12 protein-coding genes are annotated in these 12,806 nt (G+C 40.7%); 6 read left to right on the top strand and 6 right to left on the bottom strand.

All coding sequences use genetic code 11. The features are described 5' to 3' along the window. The first annotated feature begins 3 nt into the window (after positions 1-3). Positions 4-624 (top strand): cytochrome aa3 quinol oxidase subunit III, encoded by a 621-nt coding sequence (qoxC, locus tag M3206_RS16520; RefSeq protein ID WP_130297134.1) that lies wholly within the window; start codon positions 4-6, stop codon positions 622-624. Beyond that, the gene (qoxD, locus tag M3206_RS16515) at positions 617-1,030 is read left to right on the top strand and encodes a cytochrome aa3 quinol oxidase subunit IV (RefSeq protein WP_251313611.1); all 414 of its coding nucleotides are present in this window, start codon (positions 617-619) and stop codon (positions 1,028-1,030) included. The genes qoxC and qoxD overlap by 8 nt, the downstream gene beginning before the upstream one ends. Positions 1,031-1,178: 148 nt before the next feature. Here the strand turns inward: qoxD and M3206_RS16510 are convergent, their stop codons facing one another. The 6 genes from M3206_RS16510 to pdxK all read right to left on the bottom strand — a co-directional run bounded on the left by M3206_RS16510 (position 1,179) and on the right by pdxK (position 6,404). Continuing rightward, complete coding sequence (locus M3206_RS16510; protein WP_251313610.1) at positions 1,179-2,450, bottom strand: glutamate-5-semialdehyde dehydrogenase; 1,272 nt, start codon at positions 2,448-2,450, stop codon at positions 1,179-1,181. A gap of 52 nt (positions 2,451-2,502) precedes the next feature. After that, a complete protein-coding gene (gene proB / locus M3206_RS16505; protein ID WP_251313609.1) occupies positions 2,503-3,636 on the bottom strand; it encodes a glutamate 5-kinase in 1,134 nt (377 codons plus the stop codon). Positions 3,637-3,940: 304 nt separating this feature from the next. Then, positions 3,941-4,213 (bottom strand): spore morphogenesis/germination protein YwcE, encoded by a 273-nt coding sequence (locus M3206_RS16500; RefSeq protein ID WP_251313608.1) that lies wholly within the window; start codon positions 4,211-4,213, stop codon positions 3,941-3,943. Positions 4,214-4,418: 205 nt separating this feature from the next. Then, the gene (gene bshB2, locus M3206_RS16495; RefSeq protein WP_251313607.1) at positions 4,419-5,063 is read right to left on the bottom strand and encodes a bacillithiol biosynthesis deacetylase BshB2; all 645 of its coding nucleotides are present in this window, start codon (positions 5,061-5,063) and stop codon (positions 4,419-4,421) included. Between the two features lie 15 nt (positions 5,064-5,078). Next, the gene (locus M3206_RS16490) at positions 5,079-5,429 is read right to left on the bottom strand and encodes a YojF family protein (RefSeq protein ID WP_251313606.1); all 351 of its coding nucleotides are present in this window, start codon (positions 5,427-5,429) and stop codon (positions 5,079-5,081) included. A gap of 162 nt (positions 5,430-5,591) precedes the next feature. Further along, entirely contained in the window at positions 5,592-6,404 is an 813-nt protein-coding gene (gene pdxK, locus M3206_RS16485; RefSeq protein ID WP_251313605.1) for a pyridoxine/pyridoxal/pyridoxamine kinase, read from the bottom strand. Positions 6,405-6,705: 301 nt separating this feature from the next. Between pdxK and treP the strand changes: the two genes are divergently transcribed. The 4 genes from treP (at position 6,706) to nhaC (ending at position 12,402) form a co-directional block, all read left to right on the top strand. Continuing rightward, complete coding sequence (gene treP / locus M3206_RS16480; RefSeq protein WP_251313604.1) at positions 6,706-8,112, top strand: PTS system trehalose-specific EIIBC component; 1,407 nt, start codon at positions 6,706-6,708, stop codon at positions 8,110-8,112. Between the two features lie 82 nt (positions 8,113-8,194). Continuing rightward, entirely contained in the window at positions 8,195-9,883 is a 1,689-nt protein-coding gene (gene treC, locus M3206_RS16475) for an alpha,alpha-phosphotrehalase (protein ID WP_251313603.1), read from the top strand. A 26-nt stretch (positions 9,884-9,909) separates the two neighbouring features. Further along, positions 9,910-10,626, top strand: a complete 717-nt coding sequence (gene treR, locus M3206_RS16470; RefSeq protein WP_251313602.1) for a trehalose operon repressor — start codon at positions 9,910-9,912, stop codon at positions 10,624-10,626. Between the two features lie 372 nt (positions 10,627-10,998). After that, positions 10,999-12,402 (top strand): Na+/H+ antiporter NhaC, encoded by a 1,404-nt coding sequence (gene nhaC, locus M3206_RS16465; RefSeq protein ID WP_251313601.1) that lies wholly within the window; start codon positions 10,999-11,001, stop codon positions 12,400-12,402. Positions 12,403-12,806 lie beyond the last annotated feature (404 nt).

The raw sequence follows: 12,806 nt of genomic DNA, 5'->3' as shown, positions 1-12,806 counted from the left end.
AAAATGGCACATGTAGAAACACACGACCCCAACACGCCTTTAGAGTATCGTTCGGAGACCGGGCGTCTTAACATTCTCGGTTTTTGGATCTTCCTAGGGGCAGAAATTGCGTTGTTCGCAACGTTATTCGCAACGTATATGGTTTTAACGCATCGTATTGCCGACGGTCCCGCTCTTGGGGAACTGTTTGAAGTAAAGAGTTTGCTTATTCAAACCTTCCTGCTTTTAACAAGTAGTTTTACCTGCGGACTGGCAGTTCACGAAATGCGCCGTCATAATGTTAAAGGTTTAATGCTTTGGATGATTATCACCCTTGGTTTAGGTCTTGGATTCCTTTATTTTGAGATTCAGGAGTTCTTACACTTCATCCATGAGGGTGCAAACATTGGTACAAGTGCAGCATGGTCCGGATTCTTCGTTCTTGTAGGTACCCACGGTGCCCATGTAACGTTCGGTATCTTCTGGGTAACCATGGTCTTGATTCAAGTGGCTAAGCGCGGTTTAACGCCAGCCACTTCTGCAAAAGTTTTCATCACCAGTCTTTACTGGCACTTCTTAGACGTTGTGTGGATTTTTATCTTCACTGCCGTTTATCTGATGGGGATGGTGATGCATCATGGCTAATAAAACTGCAGCAAACGAACATGGCGGATTCCCTTGGAAGCACTTGATTGGATTCGTACTATCCATCGTGTTAACGCTGTTTGCATTGTGGATTGCCCTTGAGACTGACTTGTCGCTGACTTGGATTCTAATCATCATTTTCGGTTTTGCGTTCTTGCAGGCTGCTCTGCAGTTACTCATGTTCATGCACGTGACCGAAAACTCAACGAAAACAAAGCTAACGGGACGTGTACAAGTAGGTAATATTCTATTTGCAGCGTTTATAGCGATCATCATCGTTGCCGGTTCGGTGTGGGTAATGACAGCTGGACACGCAAAACATGACAAACATGATGAACCGAAGACTGAGAATCATGGTGGACATGGTGGAGAAGAAAAGTCTGAAGAACATGGAAGTCATAAATAAAATTGAAAAAGCCTCTTGCTTTAAGTAGCAGGAGGCTTTTTTGTATGGAATTTTTGTATGGGCTCTCGTTTGGCAGAGCCTTTGATATTGCTTTTAAAATAAAAAAGCAGTCCCGCTAAAGCGAGACTGTTTTTAAAATGTTCATTTATTATCTAATCTGTCCATTACCTGTCATACGGTATTTAATCGTTGTCAGTGCGGGTAGCCCCATTGGGCCGCGAGCATGAAGTTTTTGCGTGGAGATGCCGATCTCCGCTCCAAATCCAAGCGCTGAGCCGTCTGTAAAGCGTGTTGAAGCATTATGGTATACAGCTGCTGCATCAACGGCATTTAAGAAACTTACCGCAGTCTCAGCGTCTTCGGTTACCACTGATTCAGAGTGCTTCGTACCATAACGCTCGATGTGAGCAATAGCTTCTTCAACAGATCCTACGACTTTTACAGCTACAGCAAGGCTTAAATATTCTTCAGCCCAGTCTTTTTCAGTTGCTGGAATGACGTCTGGCAGTAATTCGATAGCCTTTTCGTCACCATGAACTTCGATCCCATGCTTATCAAATAATGCAACGACACGATCTTTGTTTTTCTCTAACCACGCCTCATGGAAGATAAACGTCTCGGCTGCATTACATACAGCAGGTCGGTCGGTTTTTGCATTTTCTAAAATAGCGAGTGCTTTATCAACGTCTGCAAACTGATCGACATAGATGTGGCAGTTACCGACACCTGTTTCGAGTACAGGGACTGTCGCATTTTCAACGACTGTTTGAATCAGTTTTCCACCGCCGCGAGGAATCAGTACATCGATGTACTCTTTCATCGTAAACAACTGTCCGGCAGCTTCACGGTCTGTTGAAGCGATGAACTGTACAGCATCCTCAGGAATTTTTGTATTAGCTAATGCTTTATGAATAACGGATACGATTGCTGAGTTGGAATGAATAGCATTTGATCCACCTTTAAGCACAATCGCGTTACCTGATTTTAGAGCTAAGCCAGTAGCATCCACCGTTACATTTGGTCTTGCTTCATAGATCATACCGATTACACCTAAAGGAACGCGTACTTGCTCTACTTTTAACCCGTTATCTAACGTCCATCCTGACAGAATTTCACCAACAGGATCTTGAAGTTCAACAACTTCGCGAAGCCCATCCGCAAATTCTTTTACACGCTCAGAAGTGAGACGAAGACGGTCCATAAGAGCTTCTGAGAAACCTTTTTCTTCGCCATTCTCTAAGTCCTTTTTGTTTTCTTTAAGAATATAATCTGATTCTTGCTCTAAAACATCTGCAATAACTAATAGTGCTTCATTTTTCTCTTTCTCACTTAATAAAGCAAGTTTTTTTGAAGCTTTCTGTGCCAGCTTTGCCTGGTCTTCTACAATCAATGGTTTGGTTGTACTTTTAAAAGTACTCATCCAACGCCTCCTTGTAATTTTTAAACGTTTGTTTAACTTTTTAAATATAATCTTAGTGAATAGGGACCGCTAACCGAGTGTGACACACTAAATCATCATTGTTGATCGCTTCTTCTGGACCAACCTCTTCTAATTCGTCTGTCGAGAATCCTTTGATCTTAATGAGTTGTTTTGATGAATAGTTTGATACACCAAGACCAACTTCATTGCCATCTAAGTCCTTAATACGAACGACTGAACCTTTTTTAAAGTGTCCACTTACATAATGAATTCCAGTAGGGTAAAGGCTTTTCAGATCATCGATGCCTTTTTTGGCTTTGTTGGTTACGACAATCTCGCCTTGTGGCCCCGAATGAAACGCAATCCATTGCAGTTTCGTATCTAGGTTGAACTCGTTATTCATAGGAACAAAATAAGTTCCTCGAGCATCACCTGTTACTGCTTTATGAATGATGTCATCAGCTGTCGCGTTACCTAGGAATGAAGAGATTCCGGCAGCCATGGCGATCTTTACTGCATCAATTTTAGAGCGCATACCGCCTGTACCAACATCGCTTCCTGGTTCTCCAGCAGATTCTTCAATCTCTGGTGTGATTTCGCTAACTTTTGTTAAAAGCTTAGCATCTGGATTTTTTCTTGGGTCTTCAGTATAGAGACCGTCAATATCTGAAAGGATGATCAATTGATCGGCATCTACAAGTCCCGCTACTTTTGCAGAAAGTGTATCGTTATCTCCAAACTTTAATCGTTCAACCGTTACAGTATCATTTTCATTTACGATTGGAATGATACCGCGGTCTAACAGGACATTTATTGTATTTCGTGCATTATTGTAACGATCGCGGTTTGCAAAGTCACTTCTAGTGATCAGAATTTGTGAAGCTGTATAACCATGAGAAACAAATCTTTCAGAATAAGCTTCCATTAGAAGACCTTGCCCGATAGAAGCAGCGGCTTGTTTTTCAGATAAAGTAGTGGGGCGGTTCAAGCAGCCTAATCTTCTGTAACCTGCTGCTACAGCTCCGGAAGAAACAAGCAGTATTTCGTGTCCTTCATCTTTTAATTTTACAACTTCATCTACAAGACGCTCTAATTTACGTCTGCTGATATCTCCAAGTCCGCTCGTCAATGAGCTGGAACCAATCTTTATTACAATACGTTTATTCTTTGATTCTTTAAAAGCCATACTGGGTGTTAATCACTCCTGTTTTTATAGTAGTTTTTTGTGTTTTTATTTATTTTTCCGGTCAAAAATTCAACGTTACTGAGTATAACACGGTCAGATTTTATGACAACAGGGTTTGGTGAGATAGTGTAGAAAACGGGCAAAAAGTGAAGAAAATCGAAGAAAAGAGTGATATATGCGTCATAGAAGGTGAGGGGAGATGAGAGACTGATGAGAGGCTTTATACCGTGAAATTCTTTAGGTTTAATTTTCCATTAAATGCAAAAACCCCTCTGTAAGGCTAGAGGGGATCAACATCTTTATTTTAATATTCTTTTTCCATTTTACGTTTCGCCAGGTATGGACGGCCCCAAACCACGTAAGCAGCATAGTGTGCAAAAACGACGTTTGCTATGAATATCGTGATAAAGAAACTATGAACAAACAGGCTTAAGCTGTCATATGCCAAAAATAATCCTACGTAAGTCCATAACAGGGCGATAAACGGTATCTGTGCGAGTGCAAGCTTACGACTATCATTCCACAAGAATAGCGGTGTCGCAGTTGCCACAAATAAGTAAACCATGAATACATCCATTACATATCAACCCCTTGAAGTAGTGTACACGCTTACAATTTTGACAAAATAGCGTCTAAATTGTGAACGATTTGTTACAAATAGTATACCACAATAGAAGGAAAATGCTACATGGATTTGTACAATTTTTTAACAATTCAGTTTTTCATGCATAAAAAAAGAATTCGCAAGCCTAGTATGGCAACGAATTCTTTATTTTGAAAAATTATAGAGGATAACGCCAAAATCGTTCTTTTTGAACCCATTCCAGCATCCCAGGATCCTTTTCTACGCTATTAACAAGCCATTGCGTCTGGGATCTGTGTGCTTTAATACAGTTCATCTTTTCTTCAAATACATCTGAAACGTCTGTAACAATATGAGGTGCACCAAGATCTTCTTCAGAGTTTCTGGCAAAAGCGACACATAAAAGTTCTGGTCGCTCTGATTCGGACATACTCTTAACAGCCCGAACAACAGCTCTTCCCGTTGCTTCATGGTCGGGATGCACACTGTATCCTGGATAAAAAGTAATAATTGTCGAAGGCTTTATTTCATTAATTACAGTCAGAAATTCATCAGCGAGAAATTGTTCATCTTCGAATTCTATCGTCTTATCGCGAAGTCCAAATTGACGCAGATCTTCAATGCCAACAGCAGCACAAGCTTTCTCTAATTCTTTTTGACGGATAAGAGGCAGGGATTCACGTGTTGCAAAAGGTGGATTTCCCATATTTCTTCCCATCTGACCTAAAGTGAGGCAAATGTAAGTTACAGGTGATCCCTTTTTCGTGTGTTTGGCGATGGTCCCTGATACTCCGAAAGCTTCATCATCGGGATGCGGAAAAATAACTAACAAGTGATCGTTCATGTTTCATAACCTCCTTTAAACATCGAATGGGGAAGTGCTGAGCTGTAGAGCAACAGCGAGGCGACCTTCTTGATCATGGCCGGCAAGAAGCAATTTTCCTTCAGAGTCGATCTCCCAATGTGTTAACCCTTCTGCATAGATCCATCCTAGTTCGATTTTTAAACCGACACGAAAAGGGCCGTCTCCCATGATCTTTCCAGACAAAGGGGTTACTTTTCCGTTTCGGATATAGGCATTAACCGTAAGTACTGATTCGTTATTGTGATTGGCATAAGCGCCATTTGTTGTTTCCAAATGCAAATAAAGTTCTTTTCCTATAAATTGATCCAGTGCGTGCTGGACATCATTAGCTTGAATAGGCTGCATACCTTCACACTCCTGCATATGATAGATGTACTTATTATAATTCAAAACAGCAAAATTCGTGTATGATATGCCTAGCATAAAATTTAGCATAGTTATTCTCATATAAAAGGAGGCTGTCCAAAGTAAATGAAGATAACTTATCGGACAGCCCATTTTATAAGATTACTTATTCCATTTATCGCGGTATGCGCCATGCCATGTTGGCCCTACATATTGATTAAGTTCAAAACCAGATGCGATTGCTTCTGTAATAAAGTCTTTCGCCGTAAGAATCGCGTCCCTTGGAGACTTTCCCTTTGCAAGTTCAGCTGTGATCGCAGCTGAGAATGTGCATCCTGCTCCATGTGTCCATGTTGTTTCAATTCTTTCTGACTCTAATACTTCAAACTCGTTCCCATCATATAAAACGTCTACAGCATTTTCGTGTTCAAGTTTTCCGCCGCCTTTTACGATCACGTATTTTGCGCCATTTGCTTGAATCTTGTGAGCTGCTTCCATCATGTGTTCTACCGTCGTAATAGGTTCCATACTAGCTAATTGTGCTGCTTCAAAAAGGTTAGGTGTTACCACTGTTGCTTTCGGTACAAGAACATTTTGAAGTGTGCTCGCTAGTTCAGGGTGAAGCGGTTTTGCGCCTTTACAAACCATAACAGGATCGATAACTACGTTTTGAAGATGATGCTTTTCAATGTGTTCGGCTGTAATTTGGATCGCTTCCACAGAAGCCAGCATACCGGTTTTTAAAGCATCGACTCCAATTCCTGAAACTACTGTTTCCAACTGTTTTTTAAACATATCGTTTGGAAGTAAAAATACTTCATGAAACCAGTCACGGTGTGGATCTTGAGCGACTACAACGTTAAGTGCAGTCATGCCGTAAACACCTAACTCCTGAAATGTTTTTAGGTCTGCTTGTATACCTGCTCCGCCGCTTGTATCAGAGCCTGCGATCGTAAGTGCTTTTTTAGGTGACATTCTATGATCTCCTTTACCATTCGTTTCATCTTCTTTAACAGATTATATCAAAAGAAAATGGGAAAAGGAAAAGTTCCGTGTGTTAGTAAATAACACCATTTAAACGAATGAGTTGACTTATTTGTATATACAGGTTAAATTATTTTTGTGATATGTATATACAAGTTTCTGTTCTATGGAAACGCTTTATATACAGTTTGATTAAAGTATAAGTTTTCATCACATGATAGTTAAGGGTATAGAAGCGATAAGACCTTTTTTTATTAGATGGAATGGAAACGGTTTCTAGGAGGGAACATAAATGAGCAAAATCCGCGAATCGGCTGAACAGATCGTCGAGGCTCTCGGCGGTAAAGAGAATATATCTGCAGCTACACACTGTGTTACACGTCTTCGCCTCGCATTAAAGGATGAAGGAAAAGTTGATGAAAAGGCGCTTGAGGAAATTGATTTGGTGAAAGGATCGTTCTCAGCGAACGGTCAGTATCAAGTCGTTATTGGACAAGGAACCGTTGATAAAGTGTACAACGAGTTTATCGATATTACTGGTTCAGGACGAGCTTCAAAAGATGACATTAAAGATGAAGCAAGCAAGAAAATGAACCCGCTTCAACGTGCGATTAAAGCATTAGCGGATATTTTTATTCCGATCCTACCTGCCATTGTTACTGCAGGTCTATTGATGGGTATTAACAATATCTTGACTGGACCGGGAATCTTTTATGATGACAAATCATTTATTGATGTTCACAAAAATTGGGCTGATCTTGCTGGCATCATTAATCTGATCGCAAACACCGCGTTCGTATTCCTGCCAGGTCTAATCGGGTGGTCAGCGGTTAAGAAATTTGGCGGAAGTCCTTTACTTGGTATCGTACTCGGACTGATGCTTGTCCATCCAGATCTATTAAACGCTTGGGACTACGGTAAAACCAAAGACATTCCAACATGGAACCTTTTTGGTCTGCCGATCGAAAAAGTGGGCTATCAAGGTCAAGTATTGCCCGTTCTGATCGCATCCTATGTACTGGCTAAGATTGAACTCTTTTTGAAAAAACGTATTCCTGATTCCATTCAGCTTTTATTAGTAGCACCTATCACACTTTTAGTAACAGGATTCTTAGCTTTTATCGTGATCGGGCCGATTACGTTCTCGATCGGAAATGCTGTTACAGACTTCTTTGTATCTATTTTTAATAACTTTGCATGGTTAGGCGGTTTAATCTACGGTGGATTCTACTCACTTCTTGTTGTAACAGGTATGCACCATACGTTCTTAGCTGTCGATCTGCAGCTTATCTCAAACACTGGCGGAACGTTCTTATGGCCGATGCTTGCGTTATCTAACATTGCTCAAGGTTCAGCAGCACTTGCCATGTTCGTTGCTTCACGTGATGAGAAGCTTAAAGGTTTAGCTGGAACATCAGCACTATCTGCATATCTCGGTATTACAGAGCCTGCGATGTTCGGTGTGAACTTACGCTTTAGGTATCCATTTATCTTTGCGATGATCGGTTCTGCAATTGCAGGGATCGTGATTACGATTGCCGGTGTAAGAGCATCTTCTATCGGTGTTGGCGGAATTCCAGGATTCCTTTCGATCTTACCTGGAGGCTGGGGCTCATTCTTTATTGGGATGGGTATCGCACTCGTCGTACCATTTGTCCTAACGTATTTCTATGCGAAGGTGAAAAAAGAAAAGAAGTAAACGAAACGAGTAAAACCAAACAACCGGATGTATGTTTTTCCGGTTGTTTTCATGATACTTAAAAATTAATGGCGGTGAAAACATGAAGAATGAACCATGGTGGAAACGATCAGTGGTGTATCAAATCTATCCAAAAAGCTTTAATGATACGACGGGAAACGGAACGGGAGATATTCAAGGAATCATTGATAAACTGGATTATCTGAAGCACTTAGGGGTCGATGTATTGTGGCTGACTCCTATTTATGACTCTCCTCAGCGGGATAACGGATATGACATTCGAGATTATTATAAAATTTATGAAGAATATGGGACGATGGAAGACTTTGACCGTTTGCTTGAGGAAGCGCATAAACGCTCCTTAAAAATCATCATGGATATTGTCGTGAACCATACGAGCACAGAACATGAATGGTTCCAGAAGTCACGGTCTTCTAAGGATAATCCATATCGTGATTTTTACATTTGGAAAGATCCTGTGGACGGTGGCGAACCGACGAACTGGGTTTCAAAATTCGGAGGTTCTGCGTGGGAATTAGATGAAGAGACGGGTCAATATTATCTGCATCTCTTTGATGTGACACAGGCAGATTTGAACTGGGAGAACGAAGGAGTCCGTCAGAAAGTTTATGAAATGATGAACTTCTGGTTTGAAAAGGGAGTAGATGGCTTCCGTCTGGATGTTATCAATCTGATCTCGAAAAATCAGGAGTTTCCTAACGATGATGGATCAGTAGCACCAGGTGATGGACGTAAATTCTATACAGATGGTCCGCGTGTTCACGAATATATGCAGGAGATGAACAGAGAAGTCTTCTCGAAATATGAGGGATTAACGGTTGGGGAAATGTCATCGACAACCATAGATCACTGTATTAAATACACGAATCCTGACCGTAAAGAGTTAAGCATGACTTTCAATTTCCATCATCTAAAAGTGGATTATCCAAATGGTGAAAAGTGGAGCATCGCTGATTTTGATTTCTTGAAGCTCAAAGAGATCTTGTCCACATGGCAGGTTGAAATGAATAAAGGTGGAGGCTGGAATGCGCTCTTTTGGTGTAACCATGATCAGCCAAGAATCGTATCCCGTTACGGAAATGATGGCGAGTACCGGGTAGAATCGGCAAAAATGCTTGCCACTACGATTCATATGATGCAAGGTACACCTTATATTTACCAGGGTGAAGAGTTCGGGATGACAAATCCGAAATTCGATTCAATCGATCAGTACCGTGACGTTGAATCTTTAAATATGTTTCAGCTATTAAAAGAAGAAGGAAGAAGTGAAGAGGAGATTTTAGAAATTCTAAAACATAAATCCCGTGATAATTCACGTACTCCTGTTCAGTGGAATGATGAAGAGAATGCTGGTTTCACATCAGGTGAACCTTGGATCCCTGTTGCGAAAAACTATAAAGAAATCAATGCTGAAGCGGCTATTAAGGATGAAAAATCTGTTTTTTATCATTATCAAAAGCTGAATAAACTTAGAAAAGATCTAGACATTATCACTTATGGAGATTATGAGCCGATTTTAGAGGAACACCCTCAAATTTTTGCGTATTTCCGTAACGGTGATCATAACGAAAAGCTGCTCGTAGTCAATAATTTTTACAGCAAGGAGACTGCGTTCACATTGCCGGTGGAGAAGAAAATGGATGGGTATCAAGCAGATGTGCTCATAAGCAACTATGAAACGGTACCAACAGATTATGCTTCCTTTACGTTGCAACCATATGAATCTGTCGTTTTTCACTTGAAAAAATAATGCTACAATAAGCATGGTGAATAATGATGCGAAAAAGTAAATTTCAAGAAATCTATCAAGAACTTTCTTCTCAAATTGCAGAAGGAGTGCTTCCTGCCAACACGCAGCTTCCGTCTGAACATGAACTGGCTGAACGTTATGAAACATCAAGAGAGACGGTTAGAAAGGCGCTGAACCTTTTGTCGCAAAACGGATTTATTCAAAAGATCCGTGGCAAAGGTTCGATTGTCTTGGAGACGAACAAATTCAGCTTTCCTGTTTCGGGGCTAGTCAGCTTTCAAGAGCTGTCTAAGACGATGGGTAAAAGTAGTGTTACAACAGTACATGAATTCGGATTGATCGAACCAGATAATTTTCTGCAGCAGCAGCTCCAGGCTGATTCAAATGACCTTGTTTGGAAAGTGATACGTTCGAGACAAATCGATGGAGAGACCATCATTTTGGACAAGGACTTCTTTTTAGAAAAATACGTTCCAAAGTTGTCGAAGGAAATAGCCGAAATATCCATTTACGCTTATTTAGAAAATGAGCTGGGATTAACGATCAGTTTTGCGAAAAAAGAAATTGTAGTCGTTGAGTGTACGGAAGAAGATAAACGATTATTAGACCTTGAGGGGTTTCAGCACATCGTTGTTGTCAAAAACTATGTGTATTTAGACGATGCGAGTCTATTTCAATATACGGAATCCCGTCACAGGTTGGATAAGTTTCGATTTGTAGATTTTGCGAGACGGGGAAGATAAGTATGATGAGCGAGGTGAGTACCTCGCTCTTTTTTTGTTGTTTGTTGGATGGATTAGGGGTTCTCCTTGGGGCTCTATATGCAATAGAAGCCCCTCGTAAGTATATAATCCCTTGCTTAATTCGAATAATCACACGAAAAACAGGATTATTCCTTCTTTAATTTGAATAATCCCACGTTAAATGAAAAATAACCATGAGTCGACATCTTCCGACAAAAAACCACTACGCCAAGGGATGAGATCTCTATAATTGGTTGACAGCATCTGTAAAGTCCGTTAGTATGTAAATCAGTTACTAAGTTACTTCAACGCATAAAAGCGTTTAAGCGTGTAAGTGAATGTATGATTATACGAACGGAGAGATACATCATTATGAAAAAACAACTCTCATTACCAATAGCGCTCGTATTGTTTGCAGCGATCTTCGCTGTAATGTTTACGAGTCTTGTTTTTATAAAAGTAGAACCACATATTCCATTGCTTGCTTGTTTAGTCCTACTATCGGCTATAGGTGCAGCATTCGGAGCAAGCTGGAAAACAATCGAAAAGGGAATGTTAAACGGAGTTATCGCAGGGCTTCAGCCGATCATGATCCTTTTAACCGTTGGACTTGTTATTGCCAGCTGGATGCTTAGCGGAACAGTGCCTACACTCCTATTTTATGGGATGGATATCATTCAGCCAGAATGGTTCGCCGTTAGCGCACTTCTTATTACAGCGATTGTTTCATCTTTCACAGGCAGTTCTTTTACCACTGTTGGTACGGTTGGGGTCGCTCTTATGGGAATCGGACACGTATTAGGTGTTAATCCTGCTCTTGCTGCAGGAGCGGTTATTTCAGGAGCATGTTTTGGTGATAAGATGTCACCATTATCAGATTCCACAAACTTCGCACCTGGTGTTGTAGGTGTAAACATGTTTGAACACATTCGCCATATGATGTGGACAACAGTTCCAGCATTCATTCTTACGACGATTACATTTTTTGTTCTTGGTGGGAAGGCGACGGGAGCATCGAAATTTCAAGAAATTCAAGAGATCCAATCTGTACTCTCAAATGAATTTCCGATTCACATGGCAACTTTGATTTCACCGATCATTGTATTAGTCTTAGCGTTTAGAAAATTACCGATCATTCCGATCCTTTTAGCAGGTGTGGTCGCTTCAATCGCGGTTTCCTTCTTCCTATTGCCAGACTTAACCGTACAAAAAGTGATGAACGTGATGCAGAACGGTTTACAGATGGAAACAGGAAATGGAACAGTAGACAGCATCGTAAACAAGGGCGGATTAATGTCAATGATGTGGTCGATCTCTCTCGTGTTGATCGCATTAGGATTAGGCGGAGTCATTCAAGTACTTGGTATGTTTGATCTATTGTTTGGTGCTGTGAAAGATTCAGCTCAAAAGGCAGGGAAGCTGATTGGAACAACATTAGCTTCTTCTGTAGGAATCAACTTGCTAGCAGGCGAGATGTACTTATCGATTCTGCTGCCTGGGCAAGCGTTAAAAGATGCATATGTAAAATCAGGTGTACCATTGAAGAACTTATCACGAACAGTAGAAGATGGAGGTACACTCGTGAACCCGCTCGTTCCGTGGAGTGTGAGTGGAGCATTCTTCGCTTCAACATTAGGTGTACCCGTAATAGAATACATCCCATACGCATTGTTCTTATGGTTATCACCAATGTTTACCCTGTTACTCGCATACACAGGGTGGAGTATTGGACAGAAGAAATCACTATCTGATAATGATGAACATGCAGTGGCATAAAAAGCAAAGGGGCTTGACTCAAAAGTGTACAACTTTGAGTGCAAGCCCCTTTTTATATAAAAAAGGCCTATTGATTAATCAAAACTAGAGTCGGTATTGAAATTTGTAAGATTCCATGAAAAAGGTGACTGCATAACCAGCCGTTTTGGTGCGAAGTAAGACTTGGGTCAGCAAGTTTGAGCGAAAGTCACTCATTCTGAGCGAAAATAAAGGATTTTGAGCGTAGGTCGGTAATTCTGAGCGTAACTCGAGTTTTTTGAGCGAAAAGTGGATCATCTTTAAATTAGTCTTAAAAGTGGAGACATCCTTGTGAGAATTCTTTATACTTAAACAAAACTAATTTAGGGGACGTGTCCACATGAAAAGAAAGTCTTTAGAGTACCGAGAATATGTCGCGAAGCTTG

The sequence above is a fragment of the Fictibacillus phosphorivorans genome (genome assembly GCF_023715845.1).
GTDB classification, from domain to species: domain Bacteria; phylum Bacillota; class Bacilli; order Bacillales; family Fictibacillaceae; genus Fictibacillus; species Fictibacillus phosphorivorans_D.
This window is presented reverse-complemented; position numbering and strand designations above follow the sequence as displayed.